Source organism: Serratia sp. BNK-4 (assembly GCF_048685115.1).
Classification (GTDB): Bacteria; Pseudomonadota; Gammaproteobacteria; order Enterobacterales; family Enterobacteriaceae; genus Serratia; species Serratia bockelmannii.
In genome coordinates, this window is sequence record NZ_JBLQTM010000001.1 from 1,094,910 (window position 1) to 1,121,148 (window position 26,239).

The 26,239-nt window shown below is 62.5% G+C and carries 25 protein-coding genes; 15 read left to right on the top strand and 10 right to left on the bottom strand.

Going from position 1 to position 26,239, the window contains the following annotated elements; genetic code table 11:
* Positions 1–81 precede the first annotated feature (81 nt).
* The 10 genes from ACMGGW_RS05315 to urtE all read left to right on the top strand — a co-directional run bounded on the left by ACMGGW_RS05315 (position 82) and on the right by urtE (position 15,840).
* A complete protein-coding gene (locus ACMGGW_RS05315; RefSeq protein ID WP_004939471.1) occupies positions 82–546 on the top strand; it encodes a DUF1456 family protein in 465 nt (154 codons plus the stop codon).
* 188 nt (positions 547–734) lie between these two features.
* A complete protein-coding gene (locus tag ACMGGW_RS05320; protein WP_420279236.1) occupies positions 735–3,878 on the top strand; it encodes a right-handed parallel beta-helix repeat-containing protein in 3,144 nt (1,047 codons plus the stop codon).
* A gap of 253 nt (positions 3,879–4,131) precedes the next feature.
* A complete protein-coding gene (gene atzF / locus ACMGGW_RS05325; RefSeq protein WP_148123229.1) occupies positions 4,132–5,961 on the top strand; it encodes an allophanate hydrolase in 1,830 nt (609 codons plus the stop codon).
* A 2-nt stretch (positions 5,962–5,963) separates the two neighbouring features.
* On the top strand, positions 5,964–9,584 hold the full coding sequence (uca, locus tag ACMGGW_RS05330; RefSeq protein WP_148123230.1) for an urea carboxylase: 3,621 nt from the start codon (positions 5,964–5,966) through the stop codon (positions 9,582–9,584).
* Positions 9,585–9,598: 14 nt separating this feature from the next.
* Entirely contained in the window at positions 9,599–10,309 is a 711-nt protein-coding gene (locus ACMGGW_RS05335) for a GntR family transcriptional regulator (RefSeq protein ID WP_043137204.1), read from the top strand.
* Positions 10,310–10,344: 35 nt separating this feature from the next.
* Positions 10,345–11,613 (top strand): urea ABC transporter substrate-binding protein, encoded by a 1,269-nt coding sequence (gene urtA, locus ACMGGW_RS05340; RefSeq protein WP_025302020.1) that lies wholly within the window; start codon positions 10,345–10,347, stop codon positions 11,611–11,613.
* A 56-nt stretch (positions 11,614–11,669) separates the two neighbouring features.
* Positions 11,670–13,250: an urea ABC transporter permease subunit UrtB gene (gene urtB, locus ACMGGW_RS05345; protein ID WP_060447578.1), complete on the top strand. Its 1,581-nt coding sequence runs from the start codon at positions 11,670–11,672 to the stop codon at positions 13,248–13,250.
* Positions 13,250–14,326 carry an urea ABC transporter permease subunit UrtC gene (urtC, locus tag ACMGGW_RS05350; RefSeq protein WP_025302022.1) on the top strand — a complete coding sequence of 359 codons (1,077 nt, stop codon included), beginning with the start codon at positions 13,250–13,252 and terminating at the stop codon, positions 14,324–14,326. The genes urtB and urtC overlap by 1 nt, the downstream gene beginning before the upstream one ends.
* Entirely contained in the window at positions 14,323–15,129 is an 807-nt protein-coding gene (gene urtD / locus ACMGGW_RS05355; RefSeq protein ID WP_015377102.1) for an urea ABC transporter ATP-binding protein UrtD, read from the top strand. The genes urtC and urtD overlap by 4 nt, the downstream gene beginning before the upstream one ends.
* 12 nt (positions 15,130–15,141) lie before the next feature.
* Positions 15,142–15,840, top strand: a complete 699-nt coding sequence (gene urtE / locus ACMGGW_RS05360) for an urea ABC transporter ATP-binding subunit UrtE (protein WP_043136939.1) — start codon at positions 15,142–15,144, stop codon at positions 15,838–15,840.
* Positions 15,841–15,847: 7 nt separating this feature from the next.
* Here the strand turns inward: urtE and ACMGGW_RS05365 are convergent, their stop codons facing one another.
* Together ACMGGW_RS05365 and ACMGGW_RS05370 are read right to left on the bottom strand one after the other, a co-directional pair.
* Positions 15,848–16,147 carry a type II toxin-antitoxin system RelE/ParE family toxin gene (locus ACMGGW_RS05365; RefSeq protein ID WP_197812818.1) on the bottom strand — a complete coding sequence of 100 codons (300 nt, stop codon included), beginning with the start codon at positions 16,145–16,147 and terminating at the stop codon, positions 15,848–15,850.
* The gene (locus ACMGGW_RS05370) at positions 16,132–16,395 is read right to left on the bottom strand and encodes a type II toxin-antitoxin system ParD family antitoxin (RefSeq protein ID WP_004939442.1); all 264 of its coding nucleotides are present in this window, start codon (positions 16,393–16,395) and stop codon (positions 16,132–16,134) included. The genes ACMGGW_RS05365 and ACMGGW_RS05370 overlap by 16 nt, the downstream gene beginning before the upstream one ends.
* 134 nt (positions 16,396–16,529) lie before the next feature.
* Between ACMGGW_RS05370 and ACMGGW_RS05375 the strand changes: the two genes are divergently transcribed.
* Positions 16,530–17,042 (top strand): DUF2165 family protein, encoded by a 513-nt coding sequence (locus ACMGGW_RS05375; RefSeq protein WP_004939438.1) that lies wholly within the window; start codon positions 16,530–16,532, stop codon positions 17,040–17,042.
* 21 nt (positions 17,043–17,063) lie between these two features.
* Here ACMGGW_RS05375 and ACMGGW_RS05380 read toward each other — a convergent pair whose 3' ends face one another.
* From ACMGGW_RS05380 to ACMGGW_RS05395, 4 genes are all read right to left on the bottom strand, one after another.
* Entirely contained in the window at positions 17,064–17,576 is a 513-nt protein-coding gene (locus tag ACMGGW_RS05380; protein WP_197826235.1) for a GNAT family N-acetyltransferase, read from the bottom strand.
* 24 nt (positions 17,577–17,600) lie between these two features.
* Positions 17,601–17,921: a type II toxin-antitoxin system RelE/ParE family toxin gene (locus ACMGGW_RS05385; protein ID WP_016928577.1), complete on the bottom strand. Its 321-nt coding sequence runs from the start codon at positions 17,919–17,921 to the stop codon at positions 17,601–17,603.
* The gene (locus tag ACMGGW_RS05390) at positions 17,908–18,168 is read right to left on the bottom strand and encodes a type II toxin-antitoxin system Phd/YefM family antitoxin (protein ID WP_016928576.1); all 261 of its coding nucleotides are present in this window, start codon (positions 18,166–18,168) and stop codon (positions 17,908–17,910) included. The genes ACMGGW_RS05385 and ACMGGW_RS05390 overlap by 14 nt, the downstream gene beginning before the upstream one ends.
* A 68-nt stretch (positions 18,169–18,236) precedes the next feature.
* The gene (locus ACMGGW_RS05395; RefSeq protein ID WP_197832340.1) at positions 18,237–19,472 is read right to left on the bottom strand and encodes an FAD-dependent oxidoreductase; all 1,236 of its coding nucleotides are present in this window, start codon (positions 19,470–19,472) and stop codon (positions 18,237–18,239) included.
* 280 nt (positions 19,473–19,752) lie between these two features.
* On the opposite strand from ACMGGW_RS05395, the gene ACMGGW_RS05400 reads away from it, so the two are divergent.
* Positions 19,753–20,622 (top strand): LysR substrate-binding domain-containing protein, encoded by an 870-nt coding sequence (locus ACMGGW_RS05400; protein ID WP_025302028.1) that lies wholly within the window; start codon positions 19,753–19,755, stop codon positions 20,620–20,622.
* On the opposite strand, the gene sseA is transcribed toward ACMGGW_RS05400, so the two are convergent.
* A complete protein-coding gene (sseA, locus tag ACMGGW_RS05405; RefSeq protein ID WP_025302029.1) occupies positions 20,619–21,464 on the bottom strand; it encodes a 3-mercaptopyruvate sulfurtransferase in 846 nt (281 codons plus the stop codon). The genes ACMGGW_RS05400 and sseA overlap by 4 nt on opposite strands.
* Positions 21,465–21,570: 106 nt before the next feature.
* Between sseA and ACMGGW_RS05410 the strand changes: the two genes are divergently transcribed.
* Entirely contained in the window at positions 21,571–21,996 is a 426-nt protein-coding gene (locus ACMGGW_RS05410; protein ID WP_164099763.1) for an NUDIX hydrolase, read from the top strand.
* 7 nt (positions 21,997–22,003) lie between these two features.
* On the opposite strand, the gene ACMGGW_RS05415 is transcribed toward ACMGGW_RS05410, so the two are convergent.
* From ACMGGW_RS05415 to ACMGGW_RS05425, 3 genes are all read right to left on the bottom strand, one after another.
* Positions 22,004–22,669 carry an epimerase gene (locus ACMGGW_RS05415; RefSeq protein WP_025302031.1) on the bottom strand — a complete coding sequence of 222 codons (666 nt, stop codon included), beginning with the start codon at positions 22,667–22,669 and terminating at the stop codon, positions 22,004–22,006.
* Positions 22,666–23,691, bottom strand: a complete 1,026-nt coding sequence (locus ACMGGW_RS05420) for an AraC family transcriptional regulator (protein ID WP_025302032.1) — start codon at positions 23,689–23,691, stop codon at positions 22,666–22,668. The genes ACMGGW_RS05415 and ACMGGW_RS05420 overlap by 4 nt, the downstream gene beginning before the upstream one ends.
* An 81-nt stretch (positions 23,692–23,772) precedes the next feature.
* Complete coding sequence (locus tag ACMGGW_RS05425; RefSeq protein WP_025302033.1) at positions 23,773–25,209, bottom strand: PLP-dependent aminotransferase family protein; 1,437 nt, start codon at positions 25,207–25,209, stop codon at positions 23,773–23,775.
* A 180-nt stretch (positions 25,210–25,389) separates the two neighbouring features.
* On the opposite strand from ACMGGW_RS05425, the gene ACMGGW_RS05430 reads away from it, so the two are divergent.
* Together ACMGGW_RS05430 and ACMGGW_RS05435 are read left to right on the top strand one after the other, a co-directional pair.
* Positions 25,390–25,572: a DUF1127 domain-containing protein gene (locus tag ACMGGW_RS05430; RefSeq protein WP_016928567.1), complete on the top strand. Its 183-nt coding sequence runs from the start codon at positions 25,390–25,392 to the stop codon at positions 25,570–25,572.
* 15 nt (positions 25,573–25,587) lie between these two features.
* Entirely contained in the window at positions 25,588–26,211 is a 624-nt protein-coding gene (locus tag ACMGGW_RS05435) for a glutathione S-transferase family protein (RefSeq protein WP_025302034.1), read from the top strand.
* Positions 26,212–26,239: the final 28 nt, after the last annotated feature.

Genomic DNA, 26,239 nt, shown 5'->3' on the forward strand with positions numbered 1-26,239 from the left:
GCACATTCAAGGTGTGTGGCAGTCATTTCGTTTCGCAATGTGCGCACGTCCCCGTTAGACAAGTAAAGGCAATGCAATCCCATGATGAACAACGACGTGCTGCGCAGCGTGCGCTATATGCTGAGCATTAACAACGCCAAAATGGTCGAGATTATCAAACTGGACGATTTCGAGGTGGCGGTGTCGGCGATGGACGCTTACGTGATCAAAGAAGGCGAGCCGGGCTACGAGAAGTGCCCTGACGAAGTGATGGCGCACTTCCTCAACGGCCTGGTGTTCTTCAAGCGCGGCAAGGACGACAAGTTCCCGGCGCCGGCGGTTGAACTGCCGATCACCAATAACCTGGTGCTGAAAAAGCTGCGCGTGGCGTTCGAGCTGAAAGACACCGACATGCATCAGATTTTCACCGCGGTGGACTTCCGCATCTCCAAGCCGGAGCTGAGCGCGCTGTTCCGCAAAGAGGGCACCAAGAACTACCGCCCGTGCGGCGATCAGATGCTGCGCTACTTCCTCAAAGGGTTGGCGCAGCGCGTTCGCGGCGAGTAACGCGCAGCGTTCACCGAACATCAGGCGCAATCGCAAGGTTGCGCCTTTTTTATTGCCGCTCTCCCGCTCGCCGTTGTTGTACTGGCCCTCAGCCACCCGTCATCGATGGAGGGCGAGCCGCCCGTCCGTTTACTTTTCTAGGGTTCGTTCAATGTCGATTGAAACGTAAAATCCAGAGGAGTAATTCAATGGCTCAAATGTCAAAAGAAGATCCACAGTTCAACACAAAAAATGCCGCCGCTCAGGTCAATGACGGCGGCGAATTCGCTGAATATACCCCTGAACAGTTCGGCGCCGTAGGCGATGGCCTGGCTGACGATAGAGATGCCGTCAGCGCCATGTTCGCTAAAGTGGCGATTGACGCCGCTAACTCGATGAAAAAACGCCAGGTCAGAATGGCGAATGTCTATCGGTTGACGTTGGGTTCGGCTTGGCAGCCTCTACAGATCCCCAGCAACTGCCATATTTATGGCGGTGGTGAAATTCACCTGGATGACGATACGCCTCAAATCAATATTTTTAATACCGTGGAACAGTCGAATTTCATCGTGGAAGATCTGAGGATCACGAGAAAGGTGACTCAGAAAGATGCAGATCCTATTTGGTGGTATGCCACTCGCGCGTGTACCGGCATGGCTTTCACCCGTTGTGAAAACTTCACCGTGAGAAATTGCGTCATCAGCATGCATACCGATGCTTTGGGCCTTTCTGACTGTACGTCAGTTACCCTTGAGAACAATTTACTTAAAGATCTGGGTGAAGAACCTATCGCCGTTCGTGGCGGACGCCATATTACAATCCAGAATAACGAACTGACGAATCATCAGGGTGACGGGATCTTGCTGAAAACGGGCGTGAACCGAGATGCTTATGACATCTTGATTGTGAACAATCATATTCATGATGGACATAAACCCGCTAAACCCGCTGGGGCCGGGCATACGCAAAGAGGGGGCGGGGTGACATTGAATAATGAAGTGACCGGCACGCCTCATTCATTCACTAACCTGACCGTTGCCAATAACCATATTGTTAATACCAGCTATGGCATTTCGCTGGGTGGAATCAGTGACATTAATATCTCTAATAACTACATCAAAACGATCGAAAGGTTCGGCATTCAGATAGACTATTCCTTAGTAAATAACCCCACCAAAATCTCTACGAATAATTCACGAATTATTGGGAATCACGTTGAAGATACCGTTGAGAATGGCATCGATTATCACGGCAATAACGATATTTCTGTCGCGGAGTCTGTTATCGCAGATAACTTTTTAAATTACTGTGGTACCTCCACGACGTCGGCCTTCAATGGCATTGCCGCAACGGAGGCGACCCTTTCAGGCAATATTATCAATAACTGTAAGGTCGCTCTGTTCGCCAATAGCTGCGTGATGACCGGTAACAAGATAACCAACTCCGGGTGGGCCAGCAGCCAGGTATGGATCAAGCTCTATGGCGACCGTACGGTGTTTTCCGGCAACCGGGTCACGGACTCTGATTTTGGCTATATCCGCTTTTTGAATGGGAAAAACGCCATTATTGAAGGGAATGTGATTAAGCTTGCTGCGCCTGCTCGGGCGCTGGAGTTAGGCGGGGCATTTGACGAAACGACTCTCATTGGCAAGAACGTCTGGGATTGCGCTTTTAAACCGATTCTCTCTACGATTGCAGGGGTAACGGGCAATCAACTCATTCAGTATTCCTTCCCGAATGAAGGCGTGCCCCACATTACCCCTCAGATGTTCGGCGCGAAGGGCGATTGGAATGATACAGCTGGCGTTGGTACGGATGATACGCAGGCGTTTAAACAGGCTATCGCTTATGCGATTAGCCAAGGCTGCAAGAAGCTCTATGTTCCTGCCGGTAACTATTACATTACAGATACCTTAAATTTAGGGGGAGAAAACTACACCGGAGATAAAGGCATTGCGATAGAGGGCGAAAATTGGATTAGTACGAAATTCTTCTTTAAGCCGACGTCTAATGATCATGCGTGTTTTGAGTCGAAAGGCGGTTCCGGGATCCATACCAACAGATATATCAGCGATGTGACGATTACGCCGGCCAAGGGCGCGTTATATACGGGCACCGGCTATCGGATCAATGGTTCCTGTTTCATGCGGCATGAAAGATTGCTGATTATGAAGTTTTTTGTGAACTTACATCTGTTGAACGGCTATGCCGGTGCGTTTACCGAGTTCGTCAGTTTTCACTCTTGCCGGTTCCACCGCGGCCTGTCCAACATATTGATGGAGAGCAATGGCGGGGATAGCTCCTTCCACGGCGTGGGGTTCCATGAAATTCAATGTCAGATCAAAGTCTCCGGCAATCCGGGCGATGGTGGCACAAATACGGATGCCGGCGTGGGGCTGGAGCTGAGAGGAAACGCCAACAGAGCAACGTGGTACAACGGTTTCTGCTATATCCACCTGTTCGGTGGCGTCGGCGCTACGGCGATTAAACTCACCCGAACCAACACCGATAACATCCTGGGGCAGTTTACTTGCGAAGGTGAAACTATTCTTCCGAGTGATGGAAGCACTTTTGAATGTCGAGGCGGTTTCTATAATGTGAGTAATACCACTTACAATGTGGCTGCAGAACCGGTAAACGGCATCGCGGCGGCATTTGTGTTTGATAACATGCTGAGCAATACGACAAGATTCGCCAACGCGGCAATCGCCGATATGGCTCCTAGGCAACTTCCGTGGTCCTTGGCGGACAGGGCCAGCCATGGCGCTTATCCGGCGATTTTCCATGGCATCAAGGGCGAATCCGATAACCTGTTCTATGCCGCCAAAGGAGGGAGTACCAGCTACCATTACTTTGGCGGCATTTCTCCAGGCAATAACCTTCAGGGGTTTGAACCGGGCGTCAGGTTGGCTCAGGACGGGGCTTCTTTAATTAGTTTTTCACCTAAGTTTACGCTTGGCGCTAATAACAATACGACCAGCAGCGGCGTGTCCATCTCCCCGGCGGATTTTTCGCCGCAGAAGGATATCGCGACCGCCTTAGGACAACCCTCATTTAAATGGAGCGGGTTGTACACCAAGCAGTTAACGGTTGCGGATAATGGCATCTATCCGGCCGGTAACGGCGCTTATCCTATTGGTGGGCCGAATAACCAATTCTCCTCCGGCCACATAAAAGTGTTGAATATTTATGATTCAGCGAACGTGAACGGAGATCCTGTAGGTGTCAGAGTTGCTGTCCCCGCTTCGGCCGTTGCGCCCGGTAAAATAGGCCAATGGTCGGCAGACTCCACGTTCTTTTATATTTGCACGGCGGCCAATACCTGGAGAAGGGTAGCGCTCACCACATGGTAGGTGCTGAGCTTGCGGTTGACGGTTGACCTATCCACATCGGCCTCCGGGGCGGCGAGTGTCGTCGCCCCGTTTTTTCCTCTGCATCATCCCCTTATTGCACTCTTTTTGTTCTCCCGCTGCGCGCCGCTGGTGCAGGCCGTTCACCTTCGTCGTCATAAGTTTTAATTATAATTTATTGAAATCATGAGATTAAAAATTGGCACGCCGGTTGCTCTGTTGAATCCCATCTTGTGTACCAGATGGAATTCAGTCGATGAGCGAATCTGTTGTAGCGTGCGGTTTTACCCTCAGTGAATGGCAACACCATTACCAAACCCGCCCGGCGGGCGAGCGCCTTGCCTGCGTCAGTGCGACGATCGAAACGCTGGTCGCCGGGCTGAACCCAGACGATAACGCCTGGCTGTATCTCGCTACGCCGGCGCAGCGCGAGCAGCAGTATCGGCAGCTGGCACAGAGGCTCGAGGCGGTCGCTGGCGATCTCAGCCGCCTGCCGCTGTTCGGCGTGCCCTTCGCCATCAAAGACAATATCGACGTCGGCGGCTGGCCGACCAGCGCCGCCTGCCCGGCGTTCACCTATCAGGCCGCGGCGGACGCCACCGTGGTCGCCCGCCTGCGCGCCGCCGGGGCGATCGCCCTCGGTAAAACCAACCTCGACCAGTTCGCTACCGGGTTGGTAGGCACTCGCTCACCGTATGGCGCGGTGGTCAACAGCTTCGACAGCCGCTACGTCAGCGGCGGTTCCAGCTCCGGCTCCGCCTCAGTGGTGGCACGCGGCCTGGTGCCGTTCGCGCTCGGCACCGACACCGCCGGTTCGGGGCGCGTGCCCGCCGGGTTCAACAACATCGTCGGGCTGAAGCCGACCAAGGGGCGGTTGTCCAACCGCGGCGTGGTGCCGGCCTGTCGGTTGAACGATACGGTGTCGGTCTTCGCGCTGACCGTGGCCGACGCCGCGCAGGTGGCGGAGTTGGCGAGCGGCTTTGACGCGGCAGACCCGTATTCCCGCCCCGATCCGCATACCGCGCCGGCGGATATCCCCGCCGCACCGCGTTTCGCCGTTCCCGCCCAGTTGGAGTTTTTCGGCGACGTTCAGGCCGAGCGGGCGTTTCACCGTGCGCTGGCGCAGCTGCAGGCGGGCGGCGCGACGCTGGAACCCCTCGATTTCGCGCCGTTTCGCACTCTGGCGGAACAGCTGTATTACGGCCCCTGGGTGGCGGAGCGCACGGTAGCCATTGAGCAGGTGCTGGAAGCGAGCCCGCAGGCCATCGATCCGGTGGTGCGCGGCATCGTCGGCAACGGCCTCGGCTACAGCGCCTGCGACGCCTACAAGGCGGAATACCTGCGCGCCGAGCTGGCGCGGCAAATCGCCCAGCGGCTGGCGCCGTTCGACGCGCTGGTGGTGCCGACCGCGCCCACTATCCGCACCCTGGCGGAGATGGCGCAGGAGCCGGTGCTGTTCAATTCGCAATTCGGCACTTACACCAATTTCACCAACCTGGCCGATTTGAGCGCGCTGGCGCTGCCGGGGCCGCTGCGCGAAGACGGTCTGCCGGCGGGCATCACCCTGATTGCGCCCGCCTGGCATGACCGGGCGCTGGCGGCGTTTGGCCTGCGCTGGCAACGGCAAAGCGCCTTGCCGCTCGGCGCTATCGGCCGGGCATTGCCGCCGCAGCCTGTGCCTGCGCCGTCCACAGGGCACGTGCGTCTGGCGGTAGTGGGCGCTCACCTTAGCGGCATGCCGCTCAACGTCCAGCTGACACAGCGCGACGCGGTGCAGGTGGAGCAAACCGCTACCGCCCCCTGCTATCGCCTGTATGCGCTGGCCGATACCGAGCCGCCGAAGCCGGGGCTGGCGCGCGCGGCGCAGGGGGCGGCGATCCGGGTTGAGCTGTGGGACATCCCGCTGGCCCGTTTCGGCGAGTTTGTGGCGGAAATTCCGGCGCCATTGGGCATCGGCACGCTGCTGCTGGCGGACGGCCGGCGGGTGAAGGGGTTTATCTGCGAAGCCTGGGCGCTGGAAGACGCGACGGATATCACTGAGTTTGGCGGCTGGCGCGACTATCTCGCCAGCGTTAAGGGGGCATGAACATGTTTACTACCGTACTGATCGCTAACCGCGGCGAAATCGCCTGCCGCGCCATTCGCACCCTGAAACGCCTGGGCGTAACCAGCGTGGCGGTCTATTCCGACGCCGACCGCAATGCGCCGCACGTCGCCGAGGCCGACAGGGCGGTGGCGCTTGGCGGCGACAAGGCCGCCGACAGCTACCTGCGCATCGACAAGATCCTCGCGGCGGCAGCGGCCACCGGCGCGCAGGCGATCTACCCCGGCTACGGCTTTTTGTCCGAGAGCGCCGAGTTTGCCGATGCCTGCGAAGCGGCGGGCATCGCCTTTATCGGCCCGACGGCGGCGCAGATCCGCGAGTTCGGCCTCAAGCACCGGGCGCGCGAGCTGGCGGCGTTGGCCGGGGTGCCGATGACGCCGGGCACCGGCTTGCTGGAGAGCGTTGAGCAGGCGGTCTCGGCCGCCGCGCGCATCGGCTACCCGGTGATGCTGAAAAGCACCGCCGGCGGCGGCGGCATCGGCCTGACGCGCTGTGACGACGAGGCGGCGCTGCGCGACGCGTACGACAGCGTCAAACGGCTGGGAGAGCAATTCTTCCGCGACGCCGGCGCCTTTATCGAACGCTTTGTCGATCGGGCGCGCCACGTCGAGGTGCAGATTTTCGGCGATGGCCAGGGGCGGGTGGCGGCGCTCGGCGAGCGCGACTGTTCGCTGCAGCGGCGCAACCAAAAGGTGGTGGAGGAAACGCCGGCGCCGCACCTGCCGGCGGCGACCCGCCAGGCGCTGCATCGGGCGGCGGTGGCGCTGGGCGAGTCGGTGAATTACCGCAGCGCCGGCACCGTAGAGTTTATCTATGACGCCGCGCGCGACGAGTTTTATTTCCTGGAAGTGAACACCCGCTTACAGGTCGAGCACCCGGTTACAGAAATGGTCACCGGCCTGGATCTGATCGCATGCATGCTGCAGGTGGCGGCGGGCGACGCGCTGGATTGGGCGGCGTTGCAGCGCGCGCCGCAGGGCGCGGCGATCGAAGTGCGCCTCTACGCCGAAGATCCGCTGAAAAACTTCCAGCCTAGCCCCGGCGTGCTGACCGAGGTGCATTTCCCTGACGACGTGCGCCTCGACGGTTGGGTGGCGACCGGCAGCGAAGTGTCGGCGTTTTACGACCCGATGATCGCCAAGCTGATCGTGCACGGCGCCGATCGGGCGCAGGCGCTGGAAAAATTGCGCGTGGCGCTGGCGGCGACCCGTTTGCACGGCATCGCCACCAACCTCGACTATCTGCGGCAGGTGATCGCCACGCCGCAATTTCAGTGCGGCGACGTCTGGACGCGCCTGCTGGACGATGTGCGTTTCCAGCCGCACTGCCTCGAAGTGCTGCAACCCGGCACCTACAGCAGCGTGCAGGATTATCCCGGCCGCCTCGGCTATTGGGACATCGGCGTGCCGCCGTCCGGCCCGATGGACGACTTCGCGTTTCGGCTGGCCAACCGCATCGTCGGCAACCACCCGGCGGCCGCCGGGTTGGAGTTTACCCTGCAGGGGCCGACGCTGCGCTTTCACTGCGACGCCACCCTCGCGCTGACGGGCGCGAGCTGCCCGGCCGATCTGGACGGTGAAGCGGTTGCGTATTGGCGGCCGATCGCGGTGCGGGCCGGGCAGGTATTGACGCTGGGGCGCGCCACGCAAGGCTGCCGCACCTATCTGGCGGTACGTAACGGCTTTGACGTGCCGGTGTATCTCGGCAGCCGCTCCACCTTCGCGCTGGGCCAGTTCGGCGGCCACGCCGGGCGCACCTTGCGCGTGGCGGACATGTTGGCGATCGCCCAACCGGCGCTGGCGGCCAGCACTACGCCGGCGCCGATCGCCGCGCCGCAGGCGATGGACGACAGCCTGATCCCGCACTACGGCGACCAGTGGCACATCGGCGTGCTGTACGGGCCGCACGGCGCGCCGGACTTTTTCACCGCTGAATCGATAGAGGCCTTTTTTGCCACCGACTGGCAGGTGCATTACAACTCCAACCGCCTCGGGGTGCGCCTGGCGGGGCCGAAGCCCGAGTGGGCGCGGGAGGACGGCGGCGAGGCCGGTTTGCATCCTTCCAACGTGCACGATTGCGAGTACGCCATCGGCGCCATCAACTTCACCGGCGACTTCCCGGTGATCCTGACCCGCGACGGGCCCAGCCTTGGCGGCTTCGTCTGCCCGGTGACCATCGCCAAGGCCGAGCTGTGGAAAGTGGGGCAGGTGAAGCCGGGCGACCGCATCCGTTTCCATCCGATCGGCTTCCGGCAGGCGCAGTCGCTGGAGCAGGCGCAGCTCGGCAGCATCGAAGCGCTGGCGGCGGTGAAGGCCATCACCCTGCCGCCGCCGGATCTGGCCCCGGCGGAGACCGTTTCCGCCGCGGTGCTGGCGGCGCTGCCGGCGGCGGACGGGCGCCCGGCGGTGGCGTATCGCCAGGCGGGGGACGGCTACATCCTGATGGAGTACGGCGACAACGTGCTCGATCTGGCGCTGCGGCTGCGCATTCATCTGCTGATGCAGTCGCTGCGGGAGGAGGTGATACCGGGCGTGGCGGAGCTGGCGCCGGGCGTGCGTTCACTGCAGATCCGCTACGACAGCCGGCAGATTAGCCAGGCCGACTTGCTGCAGCGCCTGCTGGCGCGTGAACGGGCGCTGGGGGACGTCAGCCGCCTGAAGGTGCCGACGCGCACCGTGTGGCTGCCGATGGCGTTCGAAGATTCGGCCACGCTGGGGGCGGTGGATCGCTATCAACAGACGGTGCGCGCCTCGGCGCCCTGGCTGCCGAACAACGTCGATTTCATTCAGCGCATCAATGGCCTGAGCCGACGCGAGCAGGTGCGCGACATTCTGTTCGACGCCAGCTACCTGATCCTCGGGCTGGGCGACGTCTACCTCGGCGCGCCCTGCGCGGTGCCGCTCGATCCGCGCCATCGCCTACTGAGCTCCAAATATAACCCGGCGCGCACCCACACCGCCGAAGGGACGGTCGGCATCGGCGGCATGTACATGTGCATCTACGGCATGGACTCGCCGGGCGGTTACCAGCTGGTGGGGCGCACGCTGCCGATCTGGAACAAATTCCTCAAAAACCCGCAGTTCACCGCCGGTGAGCCCTGGCTGCTGCGCTTCTTCGATCAGGTGCGCTTCTACCCGGTCAGCGAGCAAGAACTGGACGAGCAGCGCGAAGCGTTCCGTGAAGGGCGCATGCAGGTGCGCATCGAAGAGAGCGAGTTTGACTTCGCCGCCTACACCCGTTTCCTGGCCGACAACGCCGGGGCGATCGCCGACTTCCAGCATCGCCAGCAGCAGGCGTTCAGCGCCGAAGTGGCGCGCTGGCGCAGCGATGACGACGAGGCCGAGGCGCAGCTGTTGCCGCCGGAGGAAGAAGACGCCATCGACGGCGATCTGGTCAGCGCCGATCTGAACGGCAGCGTGTGGAAGATCCTGGTGGAACCGGGGCAGGCGGTGGCGGCCGGGCAGCCGCTGATCGTGGTCGAGGCGATGAAAATGGAGCTGGCGGTCACCGCACCGCGCGCCGGGATCGTTAAACGCATCAGCTGCCGGCAGGGGCGGCCGGTCGGGCCGGGCGACGCCCTGCTGTGGCTGGAAAAGGCGGTCTGAACGGAGGAGCGATGATGCAAATCACCAACGGAGAGCACAAGGCGCGCCCGGAGGGGCTGGCGGAGCGCATTTATCTGCAGCTCAAGGCCGACATCTTCGAGTTTCGCCTGCTGCCGGGCGATCGCTTCAGCGAAAGCGACGTGGCGCAGCGCATGGCGGCCAGCCGCACGCCGGTGCGTCAGGCGCTGTTTCGGCTGGAGCGCGAAGGCTATGTCGAGGTGCTGTTTCGCAGCGGCTGGCAGGTGCGGCCGTTCGACTTCGCCTACTTCGAAGAGCTGTACGACCTGCGCATCGTGCTGGAGCAAGAGGCGGTGAAACGGCTGTGCGAACGCCCGGCCGGGGAAACGCCGGACGCGCTGGCGGCACTGAGCCGTTTTTGGACCGAAGCGCCGCGCCTGGCGGACGGCAAGGCGGTGTCGCAGCACGATGAGCAGTTTCATCAGGCGTTGGTGGCCGCGGCGGGCAACGGCGAAATGGCGCGCATCCACCGCGAGCTGACCGAAAAGATCCGCATCATTCGCCGGCTGGATTTCACCCAGCAGGCGCGGGTGGACGCCACCTACCGCGAGCACGCCGCCATTTTGCAGGCGATCCTGCAGCGGCAAAGCGAGGAGGCGCAAACGCTGCTCGGCGAGCACATCGCCGTCAGCAAGGCAGAAGTGCGAAAAATAACGCTGCACATGTTGCACCAGGCGCGGGCTCAGCCGCCCGCGCGCTCGGCGTAACGATTTTGATTTCACACACATCAGGAGTTTGAACTATGCAACGTCGTCGTTTTATCAAAGCTTTTGCGCTGTCCGCCGCCGCTGTCGGCCTGGGCCTGGCCTGGAGCGCGCAGGCCGCCGACACCATCAAGGTCGGTATTCTGAGTTCGCTCTCTGGCACCATGGCGATTTCCGAGACGCCGCTCAAGGATGTGGCGCTGATGACCATCGACGAGATCAACGCCAAAGGTGGGGTGCTCGGCAAAAAGCTGGAGCCGGTGGTGGTGGATCCGGCCTCCAACTGGCCGCTGTTCGCCGAAAAGGCGCGCCAGCTGCTGAGCCAGGACAAGGTGGCGGCGGTGTTCGGCTGCTGGACTTCGGTGTCGCGCAAGTCGGTGCTGCCGGTGTTTGAGGAGCTGAACGGGCTGCTGTTCTATCCGGTGCAATACGAAGGCGAAGAGATGTCGCCGAACGTGTTCTACACCGGCGCGGCGCCGAACCAGCAGGCGATCCCGGCAGTGGAATACCTGCTGAGCGAGGACGGCGGCGGCGCCAAGCGCTTCTTCCTGTTGGGCACCGATTACGTCTATCCGCGCACCACCAACAAGATCCTGCGTGCCTTCCTGCACAGTAAAGGCGTGCAGGACAAGGATATCGAAGAGGTCTATACGCCGTTCGGCTACAGCGATTACCAGACCATCGTCGCCAACATCAAGAAGTTCGCCGCCGGCGGCAATACCGCGGTGATCTCCACCATCAACGGCGATTCCAACGTGCCGTTCTACAAAGAACTCGCCAACCAGGGCGTCAAGGCCACGGACGTGCCGGTGATCGCCTTCTCGGTCGGCGAGGAAGAGCTGCGCGGCATCGACACCAAACCGCTGGTGGGCAACCTGGCGGCCTGGAACTACTTCGAATCGCTGGATAACCCGACCAACAAACAGTTTGTCAGCCAGTGGAAAGCCTACGCCAAGGCGCACAATCTGCCGAATTACGCCACCGCGGTGACCAACGATCCGATGGAAGCCACCTACGTCGGCCTCCACATGTGGGCGCAGGCGGTGGAAAAAGCCGGCACTACCGACGTCGATAAGGTGCGCGCGGCGATGGCCGGGCAAACCTTCGCCGCGCCGTCGGGCTTCACGCTGACCATGGACAAGACCAATCACCACCTGCACAAACCGGTGATGATCGGCGAGATCGAGGGCAACGGCCAGTTCAACGTGGTGTGGCAGACCGAGGCGCCGGTGCGCGCGCAGCCGTGGAGTCCGTATATTGCCGGCAACGACAAAAAACCGGATTACCCGGTGAAAGGCGGCAAGTAACGTCACTCAGCGCCGGCGCGGCTCGACGCGCGCCGGCCCAACAGAAGAGGCAGCTGATGCAATCTCCGTTTTTATCCTCTCTGCGCGCCGGGCTGTGGCTGTTGTGCGCCTGGCCCCTGCTGGCGCAGGCCGGGCCGGCCGATGAGTTCGCGGCGGCCACTCGCGCGCAGCAGGCTAAACTGCTGCAGGCGTGGGCGGCCGAGCCGGACGCCGCGCGCCTGCCGTTGCTGCAGGGGCTGCAGCAGGAAACCGTGGCGATCGACGGGGCGAAACGCGCCTTTATCCGCCAGGGCGACCGCTATCTGCCGCTTGAAGGTGAGGCGGCCCCGGTTGGCGAGCCGAAGAAGGTGTGGCTGAACAACCGGCTACGCATTCTGATCGCCAACGCATTGTCGGCGCAGCGGTTGGTCAGCGCGGACGCGGCGGTGCGGCTGCAGGCGGCGACCGCGCTGCAGCGCGAGGCGCAGGGCGAGCAGTTGCCGCTGTTGACCCGGCGGCTGGCGCAGGAGAAAGACCCGCAGGTACGCGACGCGCTGAGCATTGCGCTGGCGAACCTGCAATTGGCCGACGCCAGCCCGCAGGTGCGTTTCAATGCGGTGCGGCTGCTGGGGGAATCGGGCGAGCCGGAAACCCGCGCGCGGCTGCAAGCCTTGACCGACGCGGCCAATGAGCCGGACGCCGCGGTGCGCGCCGAGGCGCAGCGCAGCCTGCAGCGCGTGCAGCACCGCCTGATGATCGGCGATCTGCTCGGCCAGGCGTTCAGCGGCCTGTCGCTCGGCTCGATCCTGCTGTTGGCGGCGCTTGGTCTGGCGATCACCTACGGCCTGCTCGGCGTCATCAATATGGCGCACGGCGAAATGCTGATGCTCGGCGCCTATTCCGCCTATCTGGTGCAGGGGTTGTTTCAGCAATTTGCGCCGCAGTGGCTGGCGCTCTACCCGCTGGCGGCGCTGCCGGTGGCGTTCGCCATCACCGCCGGGATCGGCATGCTGCTGGAGCGCACGGTGATCCGCCACCTGTACGGCCGGCCGCTGGAAACCCTGCTGGCCACCTGGGGCATCAGCCTGGTGCTGATCCAACTGGTGCGGGTGCTGTTCGGCGCGCAGAACGTCGAGGTCGCCAACCCGGCGTGGCTGTCGGGCGGCGTGCAGCTGTTGCCGAACCTGGTGTTGCCGTGGAACCGCATCGCGGTGATCGCGTTCGTGCTGCTGGTGCTGGCGTTGACCTGGCTGCTGCTGAACAAAACCCGGCTCGGCATGAACGTGCGCGCGGTGACGCAAAACCGCGCGATGGCGGCCTGCTGCGGCGTGCCCACCGGGCGGGTGGACATGCTGGCCTTCGGGTTGGGATCCGGCATCGCCGGGCTTGGCGGGGTGGCGCTGTCGCAGTTGGGCAACGTCGGGCCGGAGCTGGGGCAAGGTTACATTATCGACTCGTTCCTGGTGGTGGTGCTCGGCGGCGTCGGCCAGCTGGCGGGGACGGTGGCGGCGGCCTTCGGCCTCGGCATCGTCAACAAGATCCTCGAGCCGCAGATCGGCGCCGTGTTGGGCAAGATCCTGATCCTGGTGCTGATCGTTCTGTTTATTCAAAAGCGTCCGCAGGGGCTGTTCGCCCTTAAGGGCAGGGTGATTGACTGATGAGCCAACCATTGACCGTAACCGGCGTGCAGAAAGCGCCCCGGCTGGCGTTGAGCATCGGCGGGCTGGCGTTGCTGGCGCTGCTGGTCATGCCGTTCATGACGTTGTTGCCGGCGGATCATCCGCTGGCGGTGTCCACCTATACCCTGACGCTGGCGGGCAAGATCCTGTGCTACGCGGTGGTGGCGGTGGCGCTCGATCTGGTGTGGGGCTATGCCGGGCTGCTGTCGCTCGGCCACGGGCTGTTCTTCGCGCTCGGCGGCTACGCCATGGGCATGTACCTGATGCGGCAGGCGGCGGGCGACGGGCTGCCGGCGTTTATGGCGTTCCTCTCCTGGAACGAGCTGCCGTGGTTCTGGAGCGGCACCCAGCATTTCGCCTGGGCGCTGTGCCTGATCGTGCTGGTGCCGGGCCTGTTGGCTTTCCTGTTCGGCTACTTCGCCTTTCGCTCGAAAATCAAAGGGGTGTACTTCTCGATCATGACCCAGGCGCTGACCTATGCCGGCATGCTGCTGTTCTTTCGCAACGAGACCGGTTTCGGCGGCAATAACGGCTTTACCGGTTTCACCACGCTGCTCGGCTTTCCCATCACCGCCGCCGGCACGCGGGTGGCGCTGTTCCTGGCGACGGTGCTGCTGCTGGCCGCCAGCCTGGCCATCGGCTTTGCGCTGGCGCGCAGCAAGTTCGGCCGGGTGCTGACCGCGGTGCGCGATGCGGAAAACCGCCTGACCTTCTGCGGCTACGATCCGAAGGGCTTCAAGCTGTTCGTCTGGACGCTGTCGGCGGTGCTGTGCGGGCTGGCCGGCGCGCTCTATGTGCCGCAGGTCGGCATCATCAACCCCGGCGAAATGTCGCCGACCAACTCGATCGAGGCCGCCATTTGGGTCGCCCTCGGCGGGCGCGGCACCCTGGTGGGGCCGCTGCTCGGCGCCGGCATCGTCAACGGCGCCAAGAGCTGGTTCACCATGGCCATTCCCGAATACTGGCAGTTTTTTCTCGGCCTGATGTTTATCGTCGTCACGCTGTTTCTCCCGAAAGGAGTGATTGGCCTGCTGCGGCGGAGGAAATCCTCATGAAGGCGATGCAAGTGACCGACGAACTGTTTACCCATCCGCTGCCGGCGGACAAATACCGGCAGCAAACCGATCCGGTGCTGCAGCTCGATAACGTCAACGTCAGCTTCGACGGTTTTCGCGCGCTGACCGATCTGTCGCTGCGCATTGGCGTCGGCGAACTGCGCTGCGTGATCGGCCCCAACGGCGCCGGCAAGACCACGCTGATGGATGTGATCACCGGCAAAACCCGGCCGGACAGCGGCAGGGTGTTTTACGACCAGACCGTCGATCTGACCCGGCTGGCGCCGATGCAGATCGCCCACGCCGGCATCGGCCGCAAGTTTCAAAAACCGACGGTGTTCGAGGCGCTGACGGTGTTCGAAAATCTGGAGATCGCCCAGAAAACCCGCAAGTCGGTGTGGGCCTGCCTGCGCGCCCGTTTAAGCAGCGAACAGCGCGACCGCATCGACGAGATGCTGAAGACCCTGCGGCTGGGGCATGAGCGCCACCGGCCTGCCGGGCTGCTGTCCCACGGGCAGAAACAGTTTCTCGAGATCGGCATGCTGCTGGTGCAGGAACCGCACCTGCTGTTGCTCGACGAGCCGGCGGCCGGCATGACCGACGCTGAAACCGACTACACCGCCGAACTGTTCCGCGAGCTGGCGGGCAAGCATTCGCTGATGGTGGTGGAGCACGACATGGGGTTTGTGGAAACCATTGCCGATCGCGTGACGGTGCTGCATCAGGGACAGGTGCTGGCGGAAGGATCGCTGGCGCAGGTGCAGGCCGATGAACGGGTGATTGAGGTATATCTGGGGCGCTGAGGAGGCGTAATCATGCTGCAGGTAGAGGAATTGAATCAGTATTACGGCGGCAGCCACATTCTGCGCGGCCTGTCGTTCGAGGCGCGCATCGGCGAGGTGACCTGCCTGCTGGGGCGCAATGGCGTGGGCAAGACCACGCTGCTGAAATGCCTGATGGGGCTGATCCCGGCGCGCAGCGGCAGCGTCCGTTGGCGGGGCGAAACCATCACCGGTAAAAAGCCGCATCAGCGGGTGCAGGCGGGCATCGCCTATGTGCCGCAGGGGCGGGAGATTTTCCCGCGCCTGACGGTGGAGGAAAATCTGCTGATGGGGCTGGCGCGTTTTTCCGGCGCCGACGCGCGCGCGGTGCCGGATCCGATCTATGAACTGTTTCCGGTGCTGCGGCAAATGAAGGATCGGCGCGGCGGCGATCTTTCCGGCGGGCAGCAACAGCAGCTGGCGATCGGCCGGGCGCTGGCCTGCCGGCCGCAGCTGTTGATCCTCGACGAGCCGACGGAAGGGATCCAGCCTTCGGTGATCAAGGAGATCGGTGCGGTGATCAAACAGCTGGCGTCGCGGGGCGATATGGCGATCCTGCTGGTGGAGCAGTTCTATGACTTCGCCGCCGACCTGGCGGACAGCTATCTGGTGATGTCGCGCGGCAGCATCGTGCAGCGTGGCGCCGGCAGCGCTATGGAACAGGACGGCGTCCGCGGGCTGGTGGCGATTTAACGTTGGGTCAGCTGAAAAAGGATTGGCTGAGCGGATCGCGGGAATGATGCAGCACTCTGATGATATTCACCTCCCGCCTGTGCTGTCGAAAATAAATCAGGTGGTTGGCGACGGGCAATCCCCATAGGCCGGGGCCGATTGCATCGATGTTTCTGCCGAGTTGGTGGTGGCTAAGGTTATCGAAAGCCTGATGCAGGCGGCGCAGATAATCTTCGGCCACCTGCAAGCCAAAGTGCGCCAACCCGTAAAAATAGATCTCTTCCATATCGTCCAACGCTTTTGGACGAACGGTTACTCTCCTGCGCATCCTTTTGCTTTGCTCCGTATTCTTTCCATGAACACATCACGATCCCATTCGACGGCTTCGCCGCTGTTCTCTCCTTCGGCGATCAAGCGCCTAAGCTCTTCCAGTTTTGAGGCGGCGGTACGTTCGCGCAAAGTGCGCACGGATTCGCGGATGACTTCGCTGGGCGTTCGGTAATCGCCGCTGGCCACCAGGTCTTCGACGAAGCTACGCAGTTCGTCACCCAGATCTACCGTTAGTGTTCTGCCCATTGTTCCTCCTCACTTTCGGCTATGCTGCGTCATTGTAAGATTAGTTCTTACATTGTGCACGTCAAACTATCAGGATCTCAATAGCGGTCCCGTCATGAGGACGGGAGCCACCCGTTTATTCATTAAGGATAACCATGAACGAAATCACTGTGTCACGCCTCGGTTGCATCGTCCTGTCTCTGTTTCCGGCTCTGTGGGGGCTGTTCAGCCTGTTGAACAATACGGCGGATTTCGCCGGCACCGCGCGCAATGCGGTGGGGCCGCTGCTTGCCATGCAGGATACTTATCAAACGCCGGGGCTGATGTGGCGCGCGATCCGCGCCGACTGGGCCTGCATGTTGGGGTTGGCGGTCATCACCACGCTGGAAACGCTGGCCGGCCTATTCGCGGCCGCGGGCGTGGTGCTGATGATCGGGCGATTGAAAGGCCCTTACGCCGCCTTCGCCAAGGGCAAAGCCTGGGCGATGCTGGGGGCGCTTTGCGCAATTGCGGTGTGGGGCGTCGGTTTTATGGTGGTCGCCGGCGACTGGTTTATGGCCTGGCAGGCCAAGAAGGATCCGCTGGCGGTGCAGCTGGGGGCGCTGATCTACCTGGCGCCCAATGCGTTTGCCTTGCTGTTCCTGATGCTGCAGCGGGAGCCGCGCTAACGACGGCGGAGCGGGGCGCGGTTACAGCGCCTTGCTCATATACCAGATGCCTATCGAGCCCTGGGCGCTGGTGTAGCAGGTCTCGCCACAAATGCTCAATCCCTGGCGCTGATAAAAGCGTTGGGCGCCGGTGTTGCGTTGCAGCACCTCCAGCCACAGCGTCTTTTGCCGGCGCTCGATGGCCCGCTGTTGCACCTGTTCGAACAGGCGCTGGCCATAGCCATTGCCGGCATGGCCCGGCAGGAAATAGATTTTCTGCAGCTCTGCGCCACGGGTTTGCGTTGGCGCCAGCAGGCTGTCGACGTTGAGCCGCGCATAGCCGACGAGGGCGTCATTCTCATAGGCCAACAGCCAGCACACGTCGGGATCGCGCAGCGTCTGTTCCAGCGCGGAGACGGAAAAATTCTCCGCCAAAAAGGCCTCCAGCTCGTGCGGGTAGTGCCACAGCTCACCGAAGTGGGCGCGGTAGGTGCGGATGCCGATATCGCGCACTTGCGTTAAATCTTCCAGCAATGCCTGACGAACGGTGAACATCAGTGCCCCTTTGAGTAAGAAAAATTACAGCCGTTGTTCCAGATGCCGGTGAGGCACCATCGCCTGATGCAGAATGGCGAGAACGGTGATGCCGGCAGGGCGGTTGCGGTAGTAGATCCTATGGCTGGCGTAAGGAAAACTGCGTATCTCTTCGCCCAGATCGTGGAAGTGAGCTTTACCCGCTTCCGGCATATCTGCCAAATGATGCATGACCTCTCTCAACTGCTCAAGATAGCGGCGAGATTGCGCTTGGCCCCAGTGCTCGATGGTGAAATGACGAATAGCCAGCAGATCTTGTTGGGCCTGCGGGGTGAGGCGAAACGCGGGCATCTCAGTCTGTTTCATCGGTGAGCAGACGGTTGAAGAAGGCATCGCCGTCTACCGCTTTACCGGCGTCTTCCTCGGCGGTAGCCTGCGCGATTTTTTGCTGCAGTGCGCTTAATTTGAGATCTTCCAGCGCCTGGTAATCTTCTACAGACATGACGACGGCGACCGGTTTGCCGTTGCGATTGATTTGCACCGGTTCACGCTGCGCCTTGAGCAGCAAATCGCCGAATTGGGTTTTGGCCTCGTTCGCGGTGAGTGCGTACATTTAATCGCTCCAGTTAATTAAATCGTTCGATTTAACCATTATACGGCGCGATGAAAAAATCACCAATGCTATTCCGGCGGGCAGGTTTCGTTGGACAGATGCCGCGGTGTTTCACGGCGAAAACCCAGGCCGATGATGCGGCCGAACAGGCGCGGCAGCCAGCGGCTGTTGCCGACGCGGGCGATCAAGCGCGAGCCGCCCGCCGCGCGGCGTTCGCCCGGCTTGCGCTGGCTCATTTTGATCTGCAAAAACTGGATGGCGCGAGTGGGGAATTCGCGCCGGCGCTGCACGCTCAGCAGATGCTTCAGCTGCAGCCGATGCTGGCGCAGCGGCGGGATCAGGGCGTTGGCGGCGGCCACCGCGTCCTGAATCGCCAGGTTGACGCCCACACCGCCGATCGGCGACATGGCGTGCGCGGCGTCGCCGATGCACAGCACCCCCGGTTTGGCCCAGCGATCCAGACGATCGATGCGAATGCTCAGCAGTTTGACCTGATCCCACTCGACGATCTCCTGCAGGCGATCGTCCTGGAATGGCGCCACCTCGGCGAGGTGCAGTAAAAATTTCTCCAGCCCGCTGCGGCGGATCGCATCGAAGCTGCCTTTGTCGATCGAATAACCGCACTGCCAGTAGTCGCCGCGATCGATCATGATGAAGTTCTGTTTCGGCCCGGTGTGGCCCATCGACCAGGCCGGATCGCCCGGCTGCTTGCTGAGCTTCATCCACAATACGTCGCGCGGCGCGCCGAAGGATCGGCTGCTGAGCGCCGCCTGTTCGCGCACCACCGAGTTGCGGCCGTCGGTGCCGATCACCAACTGGCTGCGCACGCGGATCGGGCCTTCCGGCGTGTCGGCCAGCACGCCGCACACATGGCCGCGGTCGTACAGCAGCTGGTGAACCTGCGTTGAGGTCAGCAGCCTGAAGTTGGGGAAGGCGGCGGCCTGCTGGGCCAAAAAGTTGAGGAACTCCCACTGCGGCATAAAGGCGATAAATTTGCAGCGCGTCGGCAGGCGGGTGAAATCCGCCAGCTTGATGTCGCGCCCGGCGACTTCGGCGTGCAGAGACTCCGCACGCTGGTGCGGCAACGTCAGCAGTTCGTCGAGCAGGCCCAGTTGGTGCATGACTTCCAGCGTCGATGGGTGAATGGTGTCACCGCGAAAATCGCGCAGGAAGTCGGCGTGCTTCTCCAGCACCGTCACGTCGATCCCCGCCCGCGCCAGCAGATAGCCGAGCATCAGCCCGGCGGGGCCGCCCCCCACGATGCAGCAGGTGGTGGCGTAAGGTGTGATCGGTGATGACGACATGGCGGTTGACCCCGGAGAGCGGCCCGCATCCCGCGAGCCGCAAGTGAATGTTTAATGTTGATAATGATTATCAATATCAAGTTTGGCTGTCAACCCGCGGCGCAGTGTGGTCAAAGGGGGCAGACAGAGGGGCGGAACCGGCGGGCAGGGTGAAACGGTATTGCATCGCGAGCATAAGGATTCTCCGGAAAGACATTGACCCGGAGAGCGTGACACGCCATCTTTATCAGTAAAATCGGTATTATTTTGATTGATGGTTCAGAAAATCAGGATGGTCAGCATGGGGCGAATAACGTTCGATCTCGAGGATTTGCGCAGCTTCGTCACCGGCGTCGAGCTGGGCAGCTTCGCCAAGGCGGCTGAACGGCTGGGGCGTTCGACGTCGGCGGTCAGCGCCCACCTGAAAAAGCTGGAACAGCAGGTCGGCGCGCCGATCCTGCGCAAGGCTGGGCGCGGCATGGTGATGACCGAGGCGGGGGAAACCCTGCTCGGCTACGCGCGCCGTCTGCTGGAGCTCAATGACGAAGCCGCCGCCGCGGTGCGCGGGTTGGATCTGCAGGGCACGGTGCGGCTGGGGCTGCAGGAGGATTTCGGCGAGACGTTTCTGCCGCAGGTGTTGGGCAGCTTCGCGCGCGCCAATCCGAAGGTGCGCATCGAGGCGCGCATCGCCCGCAATGCCGAGCTGATCGACTGGGTGCTGAAAGGCCAGCTGGACCTGTCGCTGGCGTGGGATGGCGGTTTGAGCACGCCGTTTCATCAGGCGCTGGGGCAGCGGCAGCTGCACTGGATAGCGTCGCCCGGCTTCGCGCTGGCGCCGTGGCGAGAAGGGGATGAGCCCTTGCCGTTGGTGATGTTCGACGCGCCATGCCTGATGCGCAGCGCGGCGACGCAGGCGCTGGATCGCGCCGGTATTCCCTGGCGCATCGCCTTTACCAGCCGCAGCCTGAATGGCGTTTGGGCGGCGGTGAGCGCCGGGTTGGGCGTCACGGTGCGCACGGCGGCGGGCTTACCGCCCGGCCTGTCACCGCTGGCCCCCGATCTGCTGCCCGCTCTTGGCCAACTCGGCGTGGTGCTGCACCGCGCCGAGGATCAGCCTTCGGCCGCCGTGCAGCGGCTGGCGCAGATCGTGGTCGAGCGGATCGAAACCTAATCTTGGGCGATTGGCTGCTTGCCGCTCAGCTGGCCCCATTCGCTCCAGGCACCGTCATACAGCTTGACCTGCGGCGCGCCGAGCGACAACAAGCCAAACGCCAGCACCGCCGCCGTCACGCCGGAGCCGCAGCTGGTGATGATCGGGCCATCGATGTCCACCCCCTTGTCGCTGAAGGTTTGGCGCAGTGCCTCCAGCGATTTGAAACGGCCGTTCTCCAGCAGCTCGCCGTACGGAATGTTGATGCTGCCCGGAATGTGGCCGCGGTGCAGGCCGGGACGCGGCTCCGGCGCTTCGGCATGGAAACGCGGCGCGGCGCGCGCGTCGAGAATTTGCACCGGCGTGCCTAACGCCTGTTCCACTTGCCGCATATCCACCACCGCGTCGGCGTTGAACCGGGCGTTGAACGTCTGCGGTTCAGGCTGCGCCGGGCCGGTTGCCAGCGCTTGGCCTTGCGCGGTCCAGCCGTTCAGCCCTTCGTCCAGTACGTAAACATGCTGGGCGCCGAAATTGCGGAAGGTCCACCAGCCGCGCGGCGCGGAGAACTGGTTACCCTCGTCGTAAATCACCAGGGTATCGCGCTCGCTGATGCCCAGCTTGCCCACCGCCGCGCCAAACTCCGCCGCCGTCGGCAGCATGTGCGGCAGCGCGGTGTTTTTGTCCGCCACGTCGTCGATATCAAAATAGACCGCGCCGGGGATATGGCCGCGTTCGAACTCGGCAAGCATGTCCTTTTTCGGCGTTAGCCCCACCGGCGACATCCGAACGTCGATCACCACCAGATTTTCATCGTTGATATGTTGCGCAAGCCATTGGGGAGTCACCAGAAACGGAGAGTTCATCGTTATTGTTCGCCTGTTGTGAAAACGGATTTTCACTATACACCAGGCCGCGCGGGGATGAAGTATGATGTTCGGTCAAAGGCGATGGGCCGGGAGCGGAGAAATCATGACGGACGAGGCGTTTGGCGGGGCCAAGATCGCGCTGCTGTGCGACGATCGCTTGCTGGTTTACCAACGGGACGACAAGCCGGGCATTCCATGGCCCGGTCAATGGGATCTGCCTGGCGGCGGGCGGGAAAACGGCGAAACGCCGCTGCAGTGCGTGCAGCGGGAAACGCAGGAAGAGTTCGGCGTGACGATCGCGGAATGTCAGGTTGTCTGGCGGCGGCGCTACGATGGCGTTCTGCCCGGCTCCCCGCCGACCTGGTTTATGGCCGGCGAGATCGCCCCGGCGCAGATCGCCGCCATTCGCTTTGGCGACGAAGGCCAGCGCTGGCGGATGATGCCGGTGGCGCAGTTTATTGAGCATCCGCAGGGCATCGAGCATCTGCGCCGCCGGGTGGCGGCGTATTGGCGGCGGCGCGGTGGATGACGGTATTTCAGCGCGTCGCCAGTTGATTGATCTGCGGCGGCTCCAGGATGCGCAAGGCGGTTTCCCGGCGCGCCACCGCCAGCATCGCCAGCCCGATTCGTTCGGTGCTGCTCACCTGCGAGGGAAACAGCCGCAATGCGCCGAGCCACAGCGGTTTGAACAGCCGATAAATCAGATCGTATGTACGGACTTTGGAGCGAATGCCGTGCAGCGGCACAATGGCGCCGGGGCGGAACATCACCGCGTGGAACGGCAGCGCCAGCAGCGCGTTTTCGGTGGCGCCCTTGACCCTGGCCCACATGCTGCGGCCGCGTTCGCTGCTGTCGGTGCCGACGCCGGAAACGTAGATGAAGACCATCGTCGGGTTCAGCGTCGCCAACGGGCGAGCCGCGGCCAGCGTCAGGTCGTAAGTTACCGAGCGATACTCGGCTTCGCTCAGGCCGGCGGACGAAATCCCCAGACAGAAGAAACAGGCGTCGTAGCCGGCGAGCTGCGGCTCCAGCGCCGACAGGTCACGCAGGTCGGGCAGGGAGAGCTGGCGCAGTTTGGCGTGGCTCTGCGCCAACGGGCGCCGGCCGATGCTGAGCACTTCGCTGACCCGCGGATCGCGCAGGCATTCTCGCAGCGCGCCCTGGCCCACCATGCCGCTGGCGCCGAAGATAATCACTTTCATGCTCTGTCCTCCCGATGGTCGGCTGCACGCTGAGTGCGCCAGCGGCTGGGCGTCAGCGCTTCCCACTGAATAAAGGCGCGGCTGAACGAGTTCAGCTCTTCGAATCCCAGCACAAAGGCGATTTCGCCCGGCTCGAGATCGGTATCCGCCAACAAGCGGCAGGCGGTACGATGGCGAGTTTTGTCCAGCAGCTGCTGGTAGCTGTAGCCGTGCCGTTGCAGACGGCGCTGCAGCGTGCGCGGGCTGAGATAGAGCTCCGCGGCCACGCTGTTGACGCTGGGGCGCTGGCCGCGCATGCTGCGGCCGAGGATCGTCATCACCTGTGTGGGCAAGTCTTGCTCGGCGCGCGCTTCGGCCAACTCGGCCTCCAGCTCCGGCAGCAGCAGCGCCAGCATGTCCTGGTCGTGGGTGATGAGCGGCTGCTGCATCAGCGCACGGTCAAATACCAGCACGTCCAGCGGCGCGTCGAATCGCACCGGGCAGCCGAAGTGGCGCAGCAGCGGTGAGTGGGGATCGCGACGGCGGGTCACCTCAAGCGCCTTGGGCTGCAGCGGTAAACCGGTGCCACGGCGGCACAGGGTGGTGATAGAGGCGAACATGGTGTCTATCAGCAATTCCGGCGTATGGTCCTCGATCATCGTCCAACGCGTATGCAGCCGAACGCTGTCGCCATCTTCCTCCAGCATCAGTTCTTCCGGGCACACCAACCGTTTGTAGCGCGCGACTTTACGCAGGGCCTCGCCCATCGTGGCGGAGTGCAGTGCGGCGACTGACGCGATATCGTAATGCTCCGGCGCGACGTCGCCGCCCAGCCGCAGACCAAAGGCGGGATCGTCGCTCAGTTGGGCGAGGGCGCGCCAGACGGCGAAGAACTGGTGGGTGGTCAACCGCACTTTTACGCGCCGCTCGCTGAGCAGCCCGGCGGGCAAGCCGGCTAACTGACCGACCCGTTCGAGATCGACGCCTTGCGCCGCGAGGCGCACCGCCAACGCGTTGGAAACCGGAATTTGATCGCTGCTCATGGTTGTTGCCTGCCAGTGGTAAGAGAAGGCATTACTCTAAAACAGCCTGTCCGTGCGCCGATAATCCGATCGCGTCAAGATTTAATCCGATTGCGCCAAACTGTCGGTTGGCATCAGCGCCTGGATGGTGGCGCCGACCCGTTGTACCGCCTGTTCGATCTCCGTCGTCAGCGTCGGCGCATAGTTGATGCGCAGACAGTTGCGGTACTTGCCGGCGGCGGAAAAAATGCTGCCGACGGCGATTTGTACGCCTTGCTGCTCGAGATGGCGGTTTAGCCGCAGGGTATCGAACGCCTCGTCCAATTCGATCCACAGCATAAAACCGCCGCGCGGCCGGCTGACGCGGGTGCCGACCGGGAAGTGTTTCAGGATCAGATCGGTCATGCGATCGCGGTTTTGTTGATAGCGGGCGCGCATGCGCCGCAGGTGCTGCAGATAGTGCCCGCTGCGGATAAATTCGGCGATCGCCAGCTGCGGCTGGGTGGCGGTGGCGCCGGAGCCGATGAACTTCATGTGTAGCACCCGCTCCAGATAGCGGCCGGGCGCGATCCAGCCCACGCGCAGCCCCGGCGCCAGCGTTTTGGAAAACGAGCTACACAGCAGCACGCGGCCGTCGTCGTCGAACGACTTGATGGTGCGCGGCCGCGGGTAGTGATAGGCGATGTCGCCGTAAACGTCATCCTCGATGATCGCCGCATCGTGGCGTTGCGCCAGCGTCAGCAGCCGCTGTTTATGGGCGTCGGGCATGATGTAGCCCAGCGGGTTGTTGCAGTTGGGCGTCAGCAGAATGGCCTTGATCGGCCACTGTTCAAGGGCCATCTCCAGCGCGGCCAGGCTGACGCCGGTGAGCGGATCGGTGGGGATTTCCAGCGCTTTGATGCCCAATCCCTTCAGCGTTTGCATGGTGCCGTGGAAGCAGGGGGAATCGACCGCCACGATGTCGCCGGGTTGGCAAACGGCGCGCAGCCCGGCGGAGATCGCTTCCTGGCAACCGGTGGTGATCAGCAACTGATCGGCACCGATATGGCAGCCGGAATCCAGCAGCAGACGAGCGACCTGTTCACGCAGCGCGGTCACGCCCTGAATGCTGTCGTAATAAAGGCTGCGCAGGTCGCCGTGGCGGGCGGCGTTGCGCAGGGCGACAATCAGCGGTTTCATCGTCGGCTCGGCGACGTCCGGCATGCCGCGCCCCAGTTGGATCAGGCCTTCGCGCGGCCGGTTGCGCACCAGCTCCAGCACCTGCTCCCATTGCGAAATGTCCACCGGCCGCTGCACCGGCGCCGTCATAGCGGGCAGCTCGGCCTGCGCGCGCCGCGTATGCACGAAGTAGCCCGACTTCGGCCGCGCTTCCACCAGGCGCTGTTCCTCGAGCAGCCGGTAGGCTTGCTGCACCGTGCTGATGCTGACGCCGTGCTCCTGGCTCAATGCGCGCACCGAAGGCAGGCGATGGCCGGCCGGATACAACCCTTGCTGAATGCGTTGGCTGAGAATGGCGGCCAGCGTGGCGTAGCGTGTCATACAGAGGCCTCTCATCGGCGGTAAGAATTAAAAAACCGGTACAGATGCTTTCAAAGTAAACCATTCAGTGGGTTTTTTGGTGCAGCTGTATGAAAAAAATAGCGCCAGCGTGAATCTGTATTGTTTTTCTCTCGGCGAGCATGATGACTGCAACGCGAAAACATCAGGGAGAATAACAAGATGGCTCTGTTTACTGGCGCGCCGCGGCGGCGCTCATTCGGTGGGTCACGCTGGCGTCTGTATCTGCAACGCTACAGGACGCGAAAAGAATTATTATTGCTGGACGATGCGCGGCTGATCGATATTGGTTTGTCGCGTGCAGAAGCGCTGCGTGAAGGATGTAAACCTTTCTGGAAAGAATAGATAAGAGGAAAACCGATGCTGAGAGTCTTGGGCAAGGCTTCATCAATCAACGTGCGCAAAGTGTTATGGACCTGTCAGGAGCTGGGGCTGACGCTGGAACGGGAAGACTGGGGCAGCGGCTTTCGCTCCACGCAGGAGCCGGCGTTTCTGGCGCTGAATCCCAACGGCCTGGTGCCGGTGCTGATTGACGGCGAGCGGGTGCTGTGGGAGTCGAACACCATTTGCCGCTATCTGGTGGGGCGGGAAGGGCGCCGCGATCTGCTGCCGCAGGAACCCGGCGCGCGCGCGGCGGTGGAGATGTGGATGGACTGGCAGGCCACCGATCTGAACGGCGCCTGGCGCTATGTGTTCATGTCGCGGGTACGTGGGCATGCGGATTATCAGGATGCCGCCAGCCTGGCCGCCGCCGAACGCGAGTGGAATCGGCTGATGGGGCTGCTGGACAGGCATTTGGCGCAGCACGGCCCTTATGCCGCCGGCGCTACCTTCACGCTGGCGGACGTGGTGCTGGGGCTGTCGCTGAACCGCTGGCTGATGACGCCGTTCGAGCGGCCGAATTATGCGGCGCTGGCGGCCTATCAGCAGCGCCTGCTGCAACGCCCTGGCTACGTGCAACACGGTGCCAACGGTTTGCCGTAATATGAAATAAATGGTTCATTTTATCCCG

Coding starts and splice junctions, on each gene's coding strand:
- ACMGGW_RS05315 (WP_004939471.1), top strand. CDS start 82: ATGATGAACAACGACGTGCTGCGCAGCGTGCGCTATATGCTGAGCATT.
- ACMGGW_RS05320 (WP_420279236.1), top strand. CDS start 735: ATGGCTCAAATGTCAAAAGAAGATCCACAGTTCAACACAAAAAATGCC.
- atzF (WP_148123229.1), top strand. CDS start 4,132: ATGAGCGAATCTGTTGTAGCGTGCGGTTTTACCCTCAGTGAATGGCAA.
- uca (WP_148123230.1), top strand. CDS start 5,964: ATGTTTACTACCGTACTGATCGCTAACCGCGGCGAAATCGCCTGCCGC.
- ACMGGW_RS05335 (WP_043137204.1), top strand. CDS start 9,599: ATGCAAATCACCAACGGAGAGCACAAGGCGCGCCCGGAGGGGCTGGCG.
- urtA (WP_025302020.1), top strand. CDS start 10,345: ATGCAACGTCGTCGTTTTATCAAAGCTTTTGCGCTGTCCGCCGCCGCT.
- urtB (WP_060447578.1), top strand. CDS start 11,670: ATGCAATCTCCGTTTTTATCCTCTCTGCGCGCCGGGCTGTGGCTGTTG.
- urtC (WP_025302022.1), top strand. CDS start 13,250: ATGAGCCAACCATTGACCGTAACCGGCGTGCAGAAAGCGCCCCGGCTG.
- urtD (WP_015377102.1), top strand. CDS start 14,323: ATGAAGGCGATGCAAGTGACCGACGAACTGTTTACCCATCCGCTGCCG.
- urtE (WP_043136939.1), top strand. CDS start 15,142: ATGCTGCAGGTAGAGGAATTGAATCAGTATTACGGCGGCAGCCACATT.
- ACMGGW_RS05365 (WP_197812818.1), bottom strand. CDS start 16,147: ATGCGCAGGAGAGTAACCGTTCGTCCAAAAGCGTTGGACGATATGGAA.
- ACMGGW_RS05370 (WP_004939442.1), bottom strand. CDS start 16,395: ATGGGCAGAACACTAACGGTAGATCTGGGTGACGAACTGCGTAGCTTC.
- ACMGGW_RS05375 (WP_004939438.1), top strand. CDS start 16,530: ATGAACGAAATCACTGTGTCACGCCTCGGTTGCATCGTCCTGTCTCTG.
- ACMGGW_RS05380 (WP_197826235.1), bottom strand. CDS start 17,576: ATGTTCACCGTTCGTCAGGCATTGCTGGAAGATTTAACGCAAGTGCGC.
- ACMGGW_RS05385 (WP_016928577.1), bottom strand. CDS start 17,921: ATGAAACAGACTGAGATGCCCGCGTTTCGCCTCACCCCGCAGGCCCAA.
- ACMGGW_RS05390 (WP_016928576.1), bottom strand. CDS start 18,168: ATGTACGCACTCACCGCGAACGAGGCCAAAACCCAATTCGGCGATTTG.
- ACMGGW_RS05395 (WP_197832340.1), bottom strand. CDS start 19,472: ATGTCGTCATCACCGATCACACCTTACGCCACCACCTGCTGCATCGTG.
- ACMGGW_RS05400 (WP_025302028.1), top strand. CDS start 19,753: ATGGGGCGAATAACGTTCGATCTCGAGGATTTGCGCAGCTTCGTCACC.
- sseA (WP_025302029.1), bottom strand. CDS start 21,464: ATGAACTCTCCGTTTCTGGTGACTCCCCAATGGCTTGCGCAACATATC.
- ACMGGW_RS05410 (WP_164099763.1), top strand. CDS start 21,571: ATGACGGACGAGGCGTTTGGCGGGGCCAAGATCGCGCTGCTGTGCGAC.
- ACMGGW_RS05415 (WP_025302031.1), bottom strand. CDS start 22,669: ATGAAAGTGATTATCTTCGGCGCCAGCGGCATGGTGGGCCAGGGCGCG.
- ACMGGW_RS05420 (WP_025302032.1), bottom strand. CDS start 23,691: ATGAGCAGCGATCAAATTCCGGTTTCCAACGCGTTGGCGGTGCGCCTC.
- ACMGGW_RS05425 (WP_025302033.1), bottom strand. CDS start 25,209: ATGACACGCTACGCCACGCTGGCCGCCATTCTCAGCCAACGCATTCAG.
- ACMGGW_RS05430 (WP_016928567.1), top strand. CDS start 25,390: ATGGCTCTGTTTACTGGCGCGCCGCGGCGGCGCTCATTCGGTGGGTCA.
- ACMGGW_RS05435 (WP_025302034.1), top strand. CDS start 25,588: ATGCTGAGAGTCTTGGGCAAGGCTTCATCAATCAACGTGCGCAAAGTG.